Genomic DNA, 15,930 nt, shown 5'->3' with positions numbered 1-15,930 from the left:
ATATATGTGGAAAGCCTGACCCGATAGGGTAACGCCCAAAATAAAAGTTTTATTTCCTTTTTTAAATGTCAAGAGTTGTATTTTTATCTCACATAAATATAGATTTTAGGTTGCTAAAATTATGAATACTGCATTAAAACAATATATACAGGAGGTGTTTGGTATTACTGTAGCGCAAGCAAAGCAACTTGATGGTTATGATAATTCTAATTATTTGATAGTAGCTGATAATACTAACTATATTTTTAAAACATACAGCTATACTACAGCATTGTTTGATTTAGTACAGGCAGAAAACGAAGCGCTCTTACATGTAGCTAAGTCTTTAAACATTAAATCTCCAAAACCATTAAAAGCAAAAAATGGAGCCTATGCTACACGAATGTCTGCGGAGAATGGTGATAAAATATGTCGCTTGCTAACCTATGTGGATGGCTCTTTTTTAGGGGATGTTACACATACCGAACCTTTAATTACGGCTTTTGGAACGTTTTTAGCCAAACTAGATATAGAGTTGCAATTGGTAAATAACTACACGATACAATCTAGAAGTTGGCCTTGGGATATTAAATGTTTTGAGTTGAATAAAGCATATATGGAGGCTATTCCTTTGGCTAAAGATAGACATGTAGTGCTTTACTTTTTTCAGCAATTTGAGGCCATTGTGTGCCCTCGTTTTCCTGAGTTACGACAACAAATTATCCATAACGATGCCAACGAGTGGAACGTTTTGGTAGCGGAACATGCTGTTTCTGGCATTATAGATTTTGGAGATATTGCCCATTCGTTTTTAATAAATGAAGTAGCAGTAGCGTTAACCTATATTTGCTACGATAAAGAAGATCCGTTACGATGGGCAAGTGCATTTCTAAAAGCTTATCATAAGGTTTTACCGCTTAAACCCTTGGAAATTGAGTTACTGTATTACCTTATTGCAGCACGATTGTGTATTAGTGTTTGTAATTCGGCTTATGCAAAACAGGAAAATCCAACAAATACTTATGCATCTGTAAGTGAGGTTTCTGCCTGGGGTATGTTATACCGTTGGTTAGCCATTGGGCCTGTAAAGGCTACCAATAGTTTTAAAGAGGCTGTTGGGTTTGAGTTAGCTACACTATTACCAATTGAAGCGGTTATTACTAGACGACACCAACATATTAGCAGTATATTATCGATGAGTTATGATACGCCGATATATATGGAACGTTCGGCATTTCAATATATGTATGCTACTGATGGTACCACGTTTTTGGATGCTTACAATAATATTCCACATGTGGGGCATTCGCACCCTAAAGTAGTGGTTGCCGGTCAGCAACAAATGGCTAAACTCAATACGAATACACGATACCTTTACGATAATTTAGCGCGTTATGCGGAGCGTTTAGTCGCTAAATTTCCTCCGAGTTTAAATAAAGTGTTTTTTGTGAATTCTGGTAGTGCAGCGAGCGATTTAGCAATACGCATGGCTAAATTTTATACAGGAAAATCGCATGTTATGGTTGTGGAACAAGGGTATCATGGCAATACACAAACATCTATAGATATTAGCGATTACAAGTTTAATAACCCAAAAGGGCAAGGACAAAAGCCTTATATATTAAAAACAGCCTTACCTGATGCTTACAAGGGTAAGTATGCTGGCGATAACGATACTATTGGAGCAAGTTATGCTACCGATGCCTTTAATGATATGGCACCTTTTAAGAACGATATTGCAGCATTTATAGCAGAGCCTATTGTAGGTTGTGCAGGACAAGTTCCGTTGGCTGATGGTTACTTAAAAACGGTCTACCCTGCCATACGTAAGCAGGGAGGTGTGTGTATAAGTGATGAGGTACAAACAGGCTTTGGTAGGCTTGGGGATTATTTTTGGGGATATGAAATGCATGGTGTTATACCTGATATGGTTGTTTTAGGGAAACCCATTGCGAATGGGCATCCCATGGGTGCTGTAGTATGTACAGACGAAATTGCTGCGTCTTTTGAAAAGGGTGTAGAATTTTTTAGCTCGTTTGGTGGTAATCCTGTGTCTTGTGCTATTGCTGAGGCTGTTTTGGATGTGATTGAAAGTGAAAATTTGCAACAAAACGCTAAGGAAGTTGGTGCCTATTATGCCTCATTATTTAAGGGGTTGATGACAAAATATCCTTGTATTGGAGATGTAAGGGGTGCTGGTTTATTTTTGGGTGTTGAGATTGTGAAGGATGGTACAAAACTACCCAATACGGATTTGGCACATCACATTAAAAATGAATTGAAAGGTTTACATATTTTAATTAGTACCGATGGTCAATTTGATAATGTACTTAAAACGAAACCTGCGCTTTGTTTTACTAAGGCTAATGCTAAAACCGTTGTAGATACTATAGATAGGGTTTTGGAAGTGTATTATAAAAATTTTTAGGTTACCCCTCTAAATAATTACTTTCTTTTATGTTAATGCTTAATGTTAGCAAGTGTGCCCGCGTTAAGGATTGAGGCATTTGTTGAAGCTCCCCGACGATAGGAGGGAGCGACTGCCGAAAGCCTGACCCGACGCAGGAGGGTAACGCCCAAATAATAATTCGGTTAGTTTTTTAAGATAGTAATTGTATTTTTGCCAGCGAGTAAATCGCCTTATCGCTCTTGTGCTGAATTTATTTCAGCACTTGGGAGGAAAGTCCGAACACCATAGTGTAACACAGTGGTTAACAGCCACCAGCCGAAAGGTTAGGAAAAGTGCAACAGAAAGTATGTACGGGTAATGCCGTAGTGAAACCGGGTAAACTCTGTGTGGTGCAATGCCATGTATACCAGCGCTTGAAGGCGGCACGTTTGATTGCTGGAGGGTAGGCAGCTAAAGTGTTTTGGTAACAAAACATTGAGATAAATGATAAGGGTTGCGCCTTGGCGTAATACAGAATTCGGCTTATAGATTTACGTTGTTATAGTATAAACCCTTCCAAGATAATATCAAGGAAGGGTTTATGGTTAAAAATGGTTGGTTAATTATGTATTATTGTTCTTCTTTTTTAGGCATGTAGGATAGGTCTGGGCGCATTCTTCCTCTATGTTCAACCCACTCGTCTAAATAGGCTAATAGTTTGTTAAATGTGTCATAACGGTCTGGGCCTAAAACATCCTGGTTTGCCTTTGCTCGCGTTTCGCTATCTATTCCATCTTTAGCAGCTACGGATACTAAATAAAAATTTTCCATAGTACCAAACCCGGAGTGATAGATATTATAATATTCTTTAGAGCCTTTTTCTTCAAACATGGCTTTGATGGCTTTCATCCCTTCTTTAACTTTATCTTTGTTTTCTGCTTGATAATGTAATTCGTACCAAACACGGTGATTTTGGTCTGTCATATCTGTGCCTTCTGGAGCTTTATAGGATAAATCATCTACCTTATACATGATGTAAGAACCAGAAGCTGTGGCGCATTTATCTAGATTTGTAATCATTTCTTGAAATTTATCTCCCATAGCTTCAGCCATTGCTTTCATGGGTCTTTTGTCTAGTTCTGCCATATTTTCAATTGGCGTGATGTAATAATACGTAAAGTCGTCTTGTGCTGCGGCATACCACTCAGCATCTACATTATGCTCTGTACAAGAATCGTTAAAAGCTTTTACAGCTTTTTCGTATTCTAACATTTTAGATGGTTTTACATTGTCTTGGAAAACAACATACATTTGTTGGGCAAAAGACATGCAAATTGATAAACAAAATAATACACAAGTTAAAGCTAAGTTTTTTTGATTTTTCATAATTATTTATGGTTTTAAGGTTAGTATTCAAAATAAACCATAAACAAGCCTACTTAAAAAAGATTATACTTTTTTGAGTTTGAGAGTAGCATCAATAGAGCTTGGGACTCTAAGGGAGATTTCTAAGGTACTGAAAAAAAGAAACTTAAATATTAACAAATGTTAAGCATCTAGTTTTTAAAGAAACTAAATACGCTACCGCCGTAGTTTTTTTGGTTTGAGAAGTTTGGTAAGGTTGAGAGATTTGTATGTTTAGAATGCTCAATAATTAACATGCCTTCATCTAGCAAGATATTGTTTTGAAAAACTAGTTCTGGTATTTTTGCAAATTGTTCGTCTGAGAAGCTATAAGGAGGATCTGCAAAGACTATATCTGCACTTTGTTTAGTACTTTCTAAATACTTAAAAACATCACTTTTTATCGTGTCTATTGGCATTTCAAAATTTTCCGCAGTTTGGTTGATGAATTTTACACAAGCAAAGTGTTGGTCTATAGCAGTAATTTGTTCTGAGCCTCTAGAGGCAAATTCATAGCTAATATTGCCTGTTCCTGCAAATAAATCTAATACTGAAATTTCATCGAAATAATAGTGATTATTAAGAATATTGAATAATGATTCTTTTGCCATATCAGTTGTAGGACGAACCGGCAAGTTTTTTGGCGCAATAATTTTTCTGCTTTTATAAATTCCTGAAATAATACGCATTAAAAACTATTTACAATAATGTGATTTGAATGATTAGATTCTGAATCGTTAGTAAGTTCTTTACCAAGCTTTTCTATACTTATATTTCTTATATATTTATATGCTATTTTGTATAAGATATGCTCTTTTGAGATGTTTCCTATCAATACTGTGTCTATTTTTTCAGGGTCATAATTAAGCTGTTCAAGCGTAAATAAAATATAATAGATAAAGTCTTCTGCATTACTATATTCAAAAGTATTGTATAGCATTAGTTTTCCATTATCTACGGCAACTATTTCAAAATGTTGTTCTCCTATATGTATATAGGTTTTTGTTGATTTGGAATCTGTGTCTTTGTATAGTAGTTTTTCAATTAAAATTGTAGAAAAATGTTTGAATGTAAATTCTCCAAAAGCTTCGTAAATATAGTTGTTGATATTTACATAAGGTACGTAAACATTAACACTTTCATTATTACTTAAAGTATCATAACTTATATAATCTGACTTTAATATTTTTGAATTAAATTTTAAGTAATCTGCTAAATAATCCTCATTAAATAGAGGTTTGGGTACTAGCGTAGATAAATCATTTTCATGAATTACAAGTATGTCGTCAAATTTGTCTTGGAGGTAGGGTTTGGTATCGAAAAAATGGATTAAACGTTCTAATGCTTCAAAAGGATTTACTTTTTTATTAAAGCTAATGTATTCAATACTGGAAATAGTATTAGTAATTGTGTTTAGAACACAAAAAGAAAGTCCACTCAAACTAATTTGAATGGACAGTTTTTGATTGGTAATAGTATCGTTTGTGTTATTTCTTGTCTTTAGTGTCATAAAATTTTGCCCAATTTCCATTAGTTTGAGCTTCATCCATTGAACCAACTTTTATGGAATTTCCTTGAACTCCTACTACAGAAGAAATAACTTCATTTTCTTGTCTTACTAGATTTTTATCCTGATCAAATAAAACTACATCTTTTTTAACAGACGCTTCAAATACAGGGATGTTAATGTCATTTTGAACAACATAACCAGATTTCAATTCAAATTTTGCACCTTCTTCTCCAACAGGTACATTCATCATAGTTTTGTACCTATCGGAATTTTTGAAAATAGAATCTTTAACTGGTTTAGTACCTAAAGTATCTATTATAACTATATCTTTAAATGTTTCTACACCTCCATAACGTTTAGTTAACTCTTCGTCAACAACACTTGAGTCTCTACGCTGAGTTAAAGTAAAACTGGCTGTATCAATAAACTTAACTAATTCATCAAAATTTCCAGAAAATTTTCCGGTTACACTTTTATGAGCTATTTGAGCTTCTCTTATATCCTTTAATTTATCGATTACTTGAATATAACGCTTTTCTTTTTCTTTATTAAATTGAATGGGTGCATATATAGACATAAATGTTTGATAAGCTAAGAAAAATATAATACCCCATAAAACAATCATTATAACTGGTCTAAATTTGTTTGGTACAAATTTGTCAATGAGCTTCACTAACCCTATAGTAATAAGTATTACAACGATAACTCCTATTATCAACATAGTCTTAAAATTTATTTAAAGTTCTTATTGGTCTTTCGCAAATCTACAATTTTTTTTTAATGGTTAAAACTATCTTAATAAAAATCATTTCTATATTTGATTAATTTCTAAACCGTTTCATTTTTAAATGACTTCAGCTGAATTTTATTCTCTTGTAAAGCAACATTTTCCATTTCAACCTACCTTAAAACAAGATATTGTAATACAGCAACTTTCTCAGTTTTTATTTAGTAAAACATCAAATTCTGCCTATTTACTAAAAGGATATGCAGGTACTGGTAAAACCACCATAGTAAGTACTGTTGTAAATAATTTATGGAAAGCAAAAATGAGTGCAGTATTATTGGCACCAACAGGTAGAGCGGCTAAAGTAATTGCCAACTATTCTAAAAAAGAAGCGTTTACCATCCATAAAAAAATTTATTTTCCAAAGAAGAATTCTGGAGGAGGTGTAAAGTTTGTATTGCAGCCTAATAAACATAAAAACACCATTTTTATTGTAGATGAAGCTTCTATGATTCCTGATACGCCAGGAGATTCTAAACTATTTGAAAATGGTTCGCTTTTAGATGATTTAATGCAATATGTGTATTCTGGTTTTAAATGTAAATTATTGCTTATTGGAGATACAGCTCAACTTCCTCCTGTAAAGTTAGATATTAGTCCTGCTTTAGATGAAAATAAGCTTGCCTTAAATTACAATAAAGAGGTTGTTGTAATGGAATTAGACGAAGTAGTACGCCAAGAACAAGATTCTGGTATTTTAGCCAATGCCACCTTACTTAGAGAAGCCTTAACTAATGCGTTCTTTGAAACGTTTAAATTTAGTCTAGATGGTTTCAAGGATATTGTAAGGCTAATAGATGGTTATGAAATTATGGATGCTATTAATGATGCATATAGCTCTTTAGGTAATGAAGAAACTGCTATTATAGTTAGAAGTAATAAACGGGCAAACATATACAATCAGCAAATAAGAAGTAGGATTTTGTTTAATGAAAACGAGCTTACTGCAGGCGATTACCTTATGGTAGTTAAAAACAATTATTTCTGGATAAAACCCACGACAGAAGCAGGGTTTATTGCTAATGGAGATATAATTGAAGTATTAGAGATTTTTAAAATTGTGGAGTTATATGGGTTTCGTTTTGCTGAAGTAAAAGTACGAATGGTAGACTACCCAAAAATGCGTCCTTTTGAAACAGTATTATTATTAGATACTGTACATGCTGAAACACCCTCGCTTTCTTATGATGAATCTAACCGTCTATACCAAGAAGTGATGAAAGATTTTGAGGATGAAACCAGTAAGTATAAAAAGTTCTTAAAAGTAAAGAACAACAAGCATTTTAATGCGTTGCAGGTTAAGTTTTCGTATGCAGTTACTTGTCATAAATCACAAGGTGGACAGTGGCATACTGTTTTTGTAGAACAACCTTATTTACCAAATGGTATAGATATTGATTATATGAGGTGGCTTTATACAGCAGTAACAAGAGCCAAAGAAAAATTGTATCTTATTGGTTTTAAAGATGATTTTTTTGAAGACTAATTTTTAGAATAAAATGACACCTGAAACAATAATTAGTATTTGTTTGGGCATAGGATTATCTGCTTCGGTAGGTTTTCGTGTGTTTGTACCTTTGTTTGCATTGAGTTTAGCAGCATATTTTGATGTTTGGCAGCTTAACGAATCCTGGGAATGGGTAGGTAGCATGCCTGCACTAATTACCTTAGGTGTGGCTACCATAGTAGAGATTTTTGCATATTTCATTCCTTATGTAGATAACTTATTAGATAGTATTGCAGTCCCTCTTGCAGCCATTGCAGGAACCGCAGTAATGCTCTCTACTGTGGCAGATTTAAGTTCTGTTACCACTTGGGCCTTGGCTATTATAGCTGGTGGAGGTACTGCTGCAGCGGTTGCAGGGTCTTCAAGTACTACAAGGTTAGCTTCCACCGCAACTACTGGAGGTATTGCAAATCCAGTAGTATCCACTGTAGAAACAGGAACTTCAGTAGTAATGTCTGTGCTTTCTGTTTTTGTACCAGTTATTGCTGTAGTCTTAGTAGCTATCCTTCTATTTATCATTTTCAAAATTTACAAACGATTCACAAAGAAGAAAGGCACAGTTGCGTAATTATTTGGTATTTTTGAATTTAAACTCTAAATAGTAAATGAAGATAATTTCAATGATTCCAGCACGTTACGGTGCATCTAGATTTCCTGGAAAACTCATGCAAGACTTAAATGGTAAAACGGTAATTCTTCGTACATATGAAGCTACTGTGGCTACTAAACTATTTGACGATGTTATTGTTGTAACTGATAGCGAGATAATTTACAACGAAATTGTAAGCAATGGAGGTAAGGTAATGATGAGTAAAAAAGAACATGAATGTGGTAGTGATAGAATCGCTGAAGCTGTTGAAAATTTGGATATTGATGTTGTGGTAAATGTACAAGGAGATGAACCATTTACTGATGCAGCATCTTTAAGTAAATTGATTGAGGTTTTTAAAAATGATTCAGAAAATCAAGTAGATTTGGCGTCTTTAATGGTGCATATTACTGATAAAGACGAGATTGAAAATCCTAATACAGTAAAGGTAGTTTTAGATAATTTTAATTTTGCATTGTATTTCTCAAGAAGTCCTATTCCTTATCCAAGAGATGAAAACGTAAATGTAAAATACTATAAACACAAAGGCGTATATGCTTTTAGAAAGCAAGCACTTTTAGATTTTTACAGGTTACCGATGTTGACTTTAGAGGCTGCTGAAAAGTTGGAACAATTAAGATATTTGGAATATGGCAAACGTATTAAAATGGTAGAAACTTCTGTTGAAGGTGTTGAAATAGATACTCCTGAAGATTTGGAACGTGCAAAAAAGTTATGGAAATAGACTATAGCGGTATAAAAGTAATAGGTTTTGATGCCGATGATACCTTATGGGTAAATGAGACTTATTTTCGTAAGGCAGAAGAAGAGTTTGCTAAATTGCTATCTGAGTTTGAAACTCCTAATAAGATTGATCAAGAATTATTTAAAAAGGAAATAGGTAATTTACCGCTTTATGGTTATGGAATTAAGGCCTTTACATTATCTATGGTAGAATGTGCGTTAGAACTTTCTAATTACACTATTTCAAATAAAACCATTGAAAAAATATTAAATATAGGTAAGCGTATGTTGAATGAGCCTTTAATATTACTGGATGGTGTTCAGGAGGTCTTGGAAAAACTATCAAAGCAATATAGACTCATTTTAGCAACTAAAGGCGATTTGTTGGATCAAGAACGAAAATTGGAAAAATCAGGATTAACCTCTTATTTTCATCATATTGAAGTGCTAAGTGATAAGAAAGAAGACAATTACAGTAAGCTTTTAAATCATTTAGATGTTAATCCATCTGAGTTTTTAATGATTGGTAATTCTTTAAAATCTGATGTTTTACCTTTAATAAATATTAAGGCAAAGGCTATTCACGTGCCATTTCATACCACTTGGGCACATGAAATGGTTACTGAAAAGGAAACGAATGGTAAAGAATATAAGACGATACAAACCTTGAGAGCGCTTTTAAAGTTGCTACCTTTAAGTTTCAAGTCAATTTAATTAAGTAAAAGTAAAATAATGCTATTTTTACATTTTGTAAAAGAAAATACACTACATGAGTTATAAAAACTTTCCAATGGTGCCAAGAGTAATTTTTGGCAGAGGTAGTTTCAATCAGTTAAGTGAATTGTTAGCTCCAAATCGCTTAAATAGTAAAGCCCCATTTATTTACTTGGTGGATGATGTGTTTCGTGCAGAGGTTAACGTTACCTCTAGAATTCCTATTTCTTACGAAGATAAAATTATTTATGTATCTACTGAAGAAGAACCTAAAACATCTCAAGTCGATGAATTGGTAGAACACATCATTTTAACTTCCAAGGAAACGCCTTCTGGAATTATAGGTATTGGAGGAGGGTCTATATTAGATTTAGCTAAAGCAGTAGCTATTATGTTAAATAATGAAGGAAGTTCTGAAGATTATCAAGGTTGGGATTTGGTTAAAAATAAGGCTGTTTATCATGTAGGTATTCCAACAATTTCTGGTACTGGGGCTGAGGTTTCAAGAACTACTGTTTTAACAGGTCCTACTCGAAAATTAGGTATAAATTCAGATTTCACACCATTTGATCAAGTGGTTTTAGACCCCGAACTTACAAATGGGGTGCCAAAGCAACAATGGTTTTACACAGGTATGGATTGTTTTATTCATAGCGTAGAGTCTTTAAATGGTACATATTTAAATGCATTTAGTAAGACTTATGGAGATATGGCTTACCAAATATGTAAGCATATTTATTTTGATGGTGGTTTAACTAAAAAGGAGGCTCAAGATCAATTAATGATGGCCTCATGGCATGGTGGAATGAGTATAGCCTATTCTCAGGTAGGTGTAGCACATGCGATGAGTTATGGGCTCTCATACTTGCTGGGTATTAAACACGGTATTGGTAATTGTATAGTATTTAACCATTTGGAAGAATTCTATCCAGATGATGTGAAGCTATTTAAACAAATGTTAGACAAACATAACATTAAGTTACCAACAGATATTTGTCGTAACTTAGGAGAACAGGATTTAGATACTATGATAAGCATCGCCTTAAGTTTAGAACCACTGTGGGAGAATGCTATAGGGAAAAAATGGAAAAAAATCATTACCTCAAAAAAACTTAAAGAACTTTATTTAAAAATGTAATATGCGAAAGAAGTTAGCCAAATTTATTTACTATAAGTTAATGGGCTGGCAGATTGATGGACATTACAAAATTCTTCAAAACGATTTAAAAAAGGCAGTCATTATAGCAGCACCACATACTAGTTGGCACGACTTCTATATTGGTGTTTTGGTACGTACTATATTAGGGGTAGAAGTTAATTTTATTGGTAAGAAAGAATTGTTTGTTTTTCCCTTTGGGTATTTTTTTAAAGCTTTAGGAGGGCGACCTATTAATCGTCGAAGCAGTCAAAACGAAGTAAAAGCTGTTGCGAAATTATTTAAAGCAAATGAAGTTTTTAGAATAGCATTAGCTCCTGAAGGTACTAGAAAGAAAGTAGATAAATGGCGTACGGGGTTCTATTATATTGCAAAAGAAGCTAAAGTACCTATCGTAATGTTTACTTTAGATTTTGGGAATAAAAAAAACACATTTTCAAAACCATTTTACACTAGTGATAACGTAGAAAAAGATCTTAAGTACTTAAGATCTTTTTACAAAGGAATTAAAGGTAAAATACCTGAATTTTCATAGAAAAAACCTAAACTTGGCATAGGTTTTGATTATTGTAAATCGATGGTTCATGAAACATAAAGTAAACAATTTCTTGTCACTAAAAAGAAACATTAACCACATAAAAAAGCTACTTCATTTGAAGTAGCTTTTTTTATACTTATTGAGTAAGTTGTATTATTTCAATTCTTTTAGCCCGTTTTCTATAAGCATTCTTAAATGCGCTTTATGTGCTCTTGAAGCAATATTTCCTGATGGAGCAGCCATGGTTTTAATACGTTTTAAGTTATACAGAGCCATAGATCTAGCATTATGAGTGTATATAGAACTCATTTTTCCAGTTAGCATATTTAACAACATATCTGTGTACTCTAGCTGTAGGTTTTGTCTAAAGGTATTTACATTACCATAAATATCAGCTTTAAAAATAGAGTTGTTCAAGTCAATCATCATTGATGATAATTTATATGAGTTACCATATAATTCAGAATCAGTAATTCTCTGTAAAGTGTTATAATGCAATAAATGGCTTAAAACACGTTTTTGCATTCCTAGAACACGGCTGTGTATTTTTGGATCTTCAGGAGATCTAAAATTAAACCCTCTACGCTGACTTGCTAAATAATTATATAAATCATTTGGTGCATCAAATGCGTTTGGAGCAAAGATGTATTTACTCAATGCATTCATTGCCTTTTTTTGATCTTCAAGACTTACGGGAGTATAAGGTTGAGTAGCTCCATTTTGTCCCACCATAGCCCTATCAACATAAACGCCTCCAATAAATCTTGAAATTGTATTAGCAGCACTACCCTGTTGACCAGATAAAATATAGTATACCCGTTTTAGTTCTTCATAAAACGCTCCCTCTTTAGCAAAGTTAGTTTTAGCATCTTTTAAAAGTTGGTCGGATAGTTGTATTCTATCGATAGCCCAATCTATTTGCTCATTGGATTGATCTGATACGTTTACTCTAGGGTCGATTGCCTTTCCTGGACTACGCATATCATCCGCGTCATTTCCAAAAATATGTTCGGGTTTTGTAGATTCGTTTAGTAATGCTTGTCTTTCATTTTCTGATTGAAATGGTTTATATCCAAGTTGTATTGCCCAAACATCATAAGGTCCAACAGCAACATCATCATATTGTCCTTGCTTACTTCTATCTTTTGTAATGTTTAAGGCTGCGTAATCCATAACAGAAGCTGTTAAGCATTTGCCTTCAATAAAACTAGCGTCATTTAACTGCGCTCTTGAGAAAAGCTGACTTGCTTTCATATTGTGATTTAAGCCTAAAGTATGACCAACTTCATGCATTATTAATGCTAACATGGATTCTTTTTTGATGCGTTCCATTTCTAAATCAGAAGCACCAGTGGCAGAAACCACAGCATTTGCAAACATAAGTTCTTGATGCATTTCATGACCAAGACTGCAATATTTAAAATCTTTTTGTTGTTCCATGCTTACGTCATTATAAATTTTATCATAGAGTACTCTATTGGTAAAATGAACGTATTCTAGCATAATATCTGCTCCTAATATTTGGCCCGTTCTAGGGTTTACAAAACTGGGGCCATAACCACCAAATGGCGGACGTGGAGATGATGTCCATCGTAATACATTATACCTAATGTCTCCAGCATCCCATTCAGCATCATCTGGTTGTACTTTTACTGCTATTGCATTTTTAAATCCAGCTTTTTCAAACGCCTTGTTCCATTGTAATACACCATCTTTAATAGTTTCTCTCCATTCAATAGGTGTTGTGTTTTCAATCCACCATGTAATAGGTTCTACAGGTTCAGATAATTCTGCATCTGGATTTTGTTTCTTTAAGTGCCACCTGTGTATTAAATCTCTGTAAGGTGTTGTACTTGTACTGGTTTGGTCATCAACCTGCCTTGTGAAATAACCTACCCTTGGATCGTCAAATCTTGTTTCGTAGTCATTGTCAGGCATGGCTATTAAACTATGGTTTACTTTTATGCTAACGTTTCTACCATCTGTTACAGCAGTAGATCCACTATTTAAAACAGAGGGTTTTGAATATACATATTCTGCTGTAATGTTTATGTTGTCTGGGTAATTTTTGAGGGAATTTATTTTAGTTTTATTTTTATCTAAATTACCAAGTGAAAACGACATTGGGGAACTACCTGGAAATCTTGGTCGTTTTATCTGTCCGAATGTTTCTTTTAAAAATAAGTCACTTGCTTTAATGAGATATACTCCTTTTTTCTTATCGTAAGCTTCAATTTTTAAACTAGCAATATTAGCATTAGAAATGTTGGCATCTTTAGCTTTTGATAAAGGGCTGCTAGGGTCAAAATAGAAAGATGTGTTTTGTTTAATAAATTCAATTTTATTAAAATGTTTGTCAATTTTTATAATTTGAGTTGGATTGTAAGCACCTCTAAATCTCCCTGCTTCTAGAACACCATCTGCTATTTGCGCAAAATGGATATATTCTTTTCCTAAATCCTCTTCAGAAATTAGCATTTGAAGCGCACCAGTAATAGTATCTTGATATAAAGTAAAAAGCCCCTCTAATTTTTTACTGGATTTGGTTAAACTAGCAATAGTCTTTTTTTTAGATGGCCTTTTTACAGGAGCAGCCATTACAGTTTTATTTTTATTTTTTTTGTCTTTTCGTTTGTTTTGAGCGTTAATACTAAAAGGTATAACTAGAAAGACAATTAAAAGCATTAAAATTGCTTTTAACTGGCATACAGATTTAGTCTTCATAACGAGGTTTTGAAATTTAGAATATTTATATTAAATGAATTAGTCGGGCTAAAGTTAAGTATTAAACTTTTTAGATTTTAATTCAAAATGTTAAATGAAGTTAAATTGAGTAAAATAATCATAAAGCATCATATTGATTAAGGATTGAAACAATATGTGTTTTTTTTGTTTCAATTTAAAAGAGGTAATGCTTCGTTTTATTGAATCAATTTATGAATTGTAATGTTTTATTGTTTGTGCCATTTCCTAGTACTAATTGTTTCAGTGTTGGGGAAATCCTCAGGAATATTTTGAGTCACTTTTCCTGTTGCAGCCCATTCTGTGCCACGCTGTAAAGTTGTTATAAAACCAACACACTCCATAGAGTAATCCATGTGCCCTAGAGCACTATGGAATGTTCTGCCTTCTCCATATTCAATAGCCATAAGAAGAGGCTCATGTCTATCCGTCATTTTTTTACTGTATTTGGAGTCTGAATACGCAGTTGCAAGAATAGTCATGTTTTTTGCAGGCCCTCGCATGCGTTCATAAAGTTCATCTTTATTATGTAACCATTCTAATGGTAGCCCTTTCATTATTGGGTGTTCTGGTGCTCTAGTTTTAATAATATAATTGTGTTGAGGTCCATGCGAAGCACAAGGTCCTTTAGAGGTATCTGTAACCAGCTTATTTTCTTTATTATAATAAGTATAAGGTCCAGATTCTAGAGTTCTTCCTCCCCAACCTCCTAGGCCAATCATTTTATTATACTCTTCCCATTTTCCCCAAGCATTGTTTGCACTATGAATTATTACTAAACCACCACCATTGGCCATATAGTTTTCAAAGTTTTTCTTAGTTGTATCTGGCCACTCAGAAGATTTCCATCCCAAATTGTTAATAACAACGTCATATTTTTTAAAATCTGGGCTAAATTTAGGATCGAATCTTGTGGAATCTAAAACAACTCTTTCTATTCCATCTTCAAAAGGATAAATATTAATAAGCTCTTGAATATTATCTGTCTCTTTTATTTCGTTATGATGGGGGCCTATCCAAAGATATTTTTTTCGTTCAATTTCTACATCAAAAAGACCTGTTTCTTCTAGGTAGCTTTTAATCATAAATGTGCTTTTAGGCCAAATACCGTGACTGTTTTCTCCATCAATAATTAGTGCTTTTAGTTTAGGAGTGTGCTCAGAGTTTTTTTGTTGGTTTTGTTTACAGCTAAAAAATAATAGCATTAAAATTATTGAAACTAAGAGCCGGAATGATACCATTTGATGTGTCGTTAATTATAAAAATGTTAAGATAAAACTTATTACATTTATTAAAAACTATTTGTAATTAAAAAAGCACCATCAAGGTGCTTTTTACTACTATTCAATGTAGTGAAATTAGAATTGGTAACGTATACCTAAGGCAATATCAAAATCTAAATCGTCATTGTCAAAAACATCATTACCAAACCCAATTTCTGGTCTAAAATCTAAAGATAACTGTAGTGGGATATCAAAATTGTATTCAATACCAATATTACCTGCAGCGAAAACAAATGTATCACCATCATCAAAGCCTTGAGGTACCCTATCAAAACTGTAAGATGCTAATCCTCCACCAACACCTGCATACCAATTGAAATTACCATCTAGTAACCAGACCCATTGGTACAATCCTGCCAATTTGAAACCGTCAAAATTGTTGCCAGACCTTAAGCCTAGATCCAATTCCAGTCTATTGTTTTCACTAAGAGCACGTTGGTAAGAAATTTCAGCTCCAAATCCATCACTATCCCCCAAACGCAGACCGATAGCGTTATCAGCTATCTCTTGAGCATTTGATGTAAAAGTAAATCCTAATAAGGCTACTGCTAATACGAATAATTTTTTCATAAGTTTTTAGTTTTTATT

General features: G+C 33.4%; 14 protein-coding genes and 1 other RNA gene. 8 read left to right on the top strand and 7 right to left on the bottom strand.

Annotated features, from left to right (window positions below; all coding sequences use genetic code 11):
- Positions 1 to 121 precede the first annotated feature (121 nt).
- Together EYD46_RS16990 and rnpB are read left to right on the top strand one after the other, a co-directional pair.
- Positions 122 to 2,407: an aminotransferase class III-fold pyridoxal phosphate-dependent enzyme gene (locus tag EYD46_RS16990; RefSeq protein WP_130938363.1), complete on the top strand. Its 2,286-nt coding sequence runs from the start codon at positions 122 to 124 to the stop codon at positions 2,405 to 2,407.
- Positions 2,408 to 2,606: 199 nt separating this feature from the next.
- An RNA gene (rnpB, locus tag EYD46_RS16985) (RNase P RNA component class A) lies at positions 2,607 to 2,931 on the top strand.
- A gap of 67 nt (positions 2,932 to 2,998) precedes the next feature.
- Here the strand turns inward: rnpB and EYD46_RS16980 are convergent.
- The 4 genes from EYD46_RS16980 to EYD46_RS16965 form a co-directional block, all read right to left on the bottom strand.
- Entirely contained in the window at positions 2,999 to 3,754 is a 756-nt protein-coding gene (locus EYD46_RS16980; RefSeq protein ID WP_130938362.1) for a hypothetical protein, read from the bottom strand.
- Between the two features lie 170 nt (positions 3,755 to 3,924).
- The gene (gene rsmD / locus EYD46_RS16975; RefSeq protein WP_130938361.1) at positions 3,925 to 4,461 is read right to left on the bottom strand and encodes a 16S rRNA (guanine(966)-N(2))-methyltransferase RsmD; all 537 of its coding nucleotides are present in this window, start codon (positions 4,459 to 4,461) and stop codon (positions 3,925 to 3,927) included.
- Complete coding sequence (locus EYD46_RS16970) at positions 4,461 to 5,282, bottom strand: DUF3822 family protein (RefSeq protein WP_165454409.1); 822 nt, start codon at positions 5,280 to 5,282, stop codon at positions 4,461 to 4,463. Before EYD46_RS16970 ends, rsmD begins: the two co-directional genes overlap by 1 nt.
- Positions 5,260 to 6,003, bottom strand: a complete 744-nt coding sequence (locus tag EYD46_RS16965; protein WP_130938359.1) for a hypothetical protein — start codon at positions 6,001 to 6,003, stop codon at positions 5,260 to 5,262. Before EYD46_RS16965 ends, EYD46_RS16970 begins: the two co-directional genes overlap by 23 nt.
- 127 nt (positions 6,004 to 6,130) lie before the next feature.
- Here EYD46_RS16965 and EYD46_RS16960 point away from each other — a divergent pair, with 127 nt between their 5' ends.
- From EYD46_RS16960 to EYD46_RS16935, 6 genes are read left to right on the top strand one after another with little or no spacing between them, the layout of a single operon-like run.
- Positions 6,131 to 7,555: an ATP-dependent DNA helicase gene (locus EYD46_RS16960; protein WP_130938358.1), complete on the top strand. Its 1,425-nt coding sequence runs from the start codon at positions 6,131 to 6,133 to the stop codon at positions 7,553 to 7,555.
- A 13-nt stretch (positions 7,556 to 7,568) separates the two neighbouring features.
- The gene (locus EYD46_RS16955; protein ID WP_130938357.1) at positions 7,569 to 8,144 is read left to right on the top strand and encodes a DUF4126 domain-containing protein; all 576 of its coding nucleotides are present in this window, start codon (positions 7,569 to 7,571) and stop codon (positions 8,142 to 8,144) included.
- Positions 8,145 to 8,181: 37 nt separating this feature from the next.
- A complete protein-coding gene (gene kdsB, locus EYD46_RS16950) occupies positions 8,182 to 8,910 on the top strand; it encodes a 3-deoxy-manno-octulosonate cytidylyltransferase (RefSeq protein WP_130938356.1) in 729 nt (242 codons plus the stop codon).
- Positions 8,901 to 9,623: an HAD family hydrolase gene (locus EYD46_RS16945; RefSeq protein ID WP_130938355.1), complete on the top strand. Its 723-nt coding sequence runs from the start codon at positions 8,901 to 8,903 to the stop codon at positions 9,621 to 9,623. Before kdsB ends, EYD46_RS16945 begins: the two co-directional genes overlap by 10 nt.
- Before the next feature lie 55 nt (positions 9,624 to 9,678).
- Positions 9,679 to 10,761 (top strand): iron-containing alcohol dehydrogenase family protein, encoded by a 1,083-nt coding sequence (locus EYD46_RS16940; protein WP_229731377.1) that lies wholly within the window; start codon positions 9,679 to 9,681, stop codon positions 10,759 to 10,761.
- Between the two features lies 1 nt (position 10,762).
- On the top strand, positions 10,763 to 11,314 hold the full coding sequence (locus tag EYD46_RS16935; protein ID WP_130938354.1) for a 1-acyl-sn-glycerol-3-phosphate acyltransferase: 552 nt from the start codon (positions 10,763 to 10,765) through the stop codon (positions 11,312 to 11,314).
- Positions 11,315 to 11,470: 156 nt separating this feature from the next.
- Here the strand turns inward: EYD46_RS16935 and EYD46_RS16930 are convergent, their stop codons facing one another.
- The 3 genes from EYD46_RS16930 to EYD46_RS16920 form a co-directional block, all read right to left on the bottom strand.
- On the bottom strand, positions 11,471 to 14,041 hold the full coding sequence (locus EYD46_RS16930) for a zinc-dependent metalloprotease (RefSeq protein ID WP_130938353.1): 2,571 nt from the start codon (positions 14,039 to 14,041) through the stop codon (positions 11,471 to 11,473).
- A gap of 227 nt (positions 14,042 to 14,268) precedes the next feature.
- Complete coding sequence (locus EYD46_RS16925) at positions 14,269 to 15,264, bottom strand: ThuA domain-containing protein (protein ID WP_229731376.1); 996 nt, start codon at positions 15,262 to 15,264, stop codon at positions 14,269 to 14,271.
- Positions 15,265 to 15,417: 153 nt separating this feature from the next.
- Positions 15,418 to 15,912: a hypothetical protein gene (locus tag EYD46_RS16920; protein ID WP_130938351.1), complete on the bottom strand. Its 495-nt coding sequence runs from the start codon at positions 15,910 to 15,912 to the stop codon at positions 15,418 to 15,420.
- Positions 15,913 to 15,930: the final 18 nt, after the last annotated feature.

The sequence above is a fragment of the Hyunsoonleella pacifica genome (genome assembly GCF_004310335.1).
Classification (GTDB): Bacteria; Bacteroidota; Bacteroidia; order Flavobacteriales; family Flavobacteriaceae; genus Jejuia; species Jejuia pacifica.
Note: the sequence above shows the minus strand (reverse complement) of the source record. Positions and strands in the feature narration are given on the sequence as shown.

Coding starts and splice junctions, on each gene's coding strand:
- EYD46_RS16990 (WP_130938363.1), top strand. CDS start 122: ATGAATACTGCATTAAAACAATATATACAGGAGGTGTTTGGTATTACT.
- EYD46_RS16980 (WP_130938362.1), bottom strand. CDS start 3,754: ATGAAAAATCAAAAAAACTTAGCTTTAACTTGTGTATTATTTTGTTTA.
- rsmD (WP_130938361.1), bottom strand. CDS start 4,461: ATGCGTATTATTTCAGGAATTTATAAAAGCAGAAAAATTATTGCGCCA.
- EYD46_RS16970 (WP_165454409.1), bottom strand. CDS start 5,282: ATGACACTAAAGACAAGAAATAACACAAACGATACTATTACCAATCAA.
- EYD46_RS16965 (WP_130938359.1), bottom strand. CDS start 6,003: ATGTTGATAATAGGAGTTATCGTTGTAATACTTATTACTATAGGGTTA.
- EYD46_RS16960 (WP_130938358.1), top strand. CDS start 6,131: ATGACTTCAGCTGAATTTTATTCTCTTGTAAAGCAACATTTTCCATTT.
- EYD46_RS16955 (WP_130938357.1), top strand. CDS start 7,569: ATGACACCTGAAACAATAATTAGTATTTGTTTGGGCATAGGATTATCT.
- kdsB (WP_130938356.1), top strand. CDS start 8,182: ATGAAGATAATTTCAATGATTCCAGCACGTTACGGTGCATCTAGATTT.
- EYD46_RS16945 (WP_130938355.1), top strand. CDS start 8,901: ATGGAAATAGACTATAGCGGTATAAAAGTAATAGGTTTTGATGCCGAT.
- EYD46_RS16940 (WP_229731377.1), top strand. CDS start 9,679: ATGAGTTATAAAAACTTTCCAATGGTGCCAAGAGTAATTTTTGGCAGA.
- EYD46_RS16935 (WP_130938354.1), top strand. CDS start 10,763: ATGCGAAAGAAGTTAGCCAAATTTATTTACTATAAGTTAATGGGCTGG.
- EYD46_RS16930 (WP_130938353.1), bottom strand. CDS start 14,041: ATGAAGACTAAATCTGTATGCCAGTTAAAAGCAATTTTAATGCTTTTA.
- EYD46_RS16925 (WP_229731376.1), bottom strand. CDS start 15,264: ATGCTATTATTTTTTAGCTGTAAACAAAACCAACAAAAAAACTCTGAG.
- EYD46_RS16920 (WP_130938351.1), bottom strand. CDS start 15,912: ATGAAAAAATTATTCGTATTAGCAGTAGCCTTATTAGGATTTACTTTT.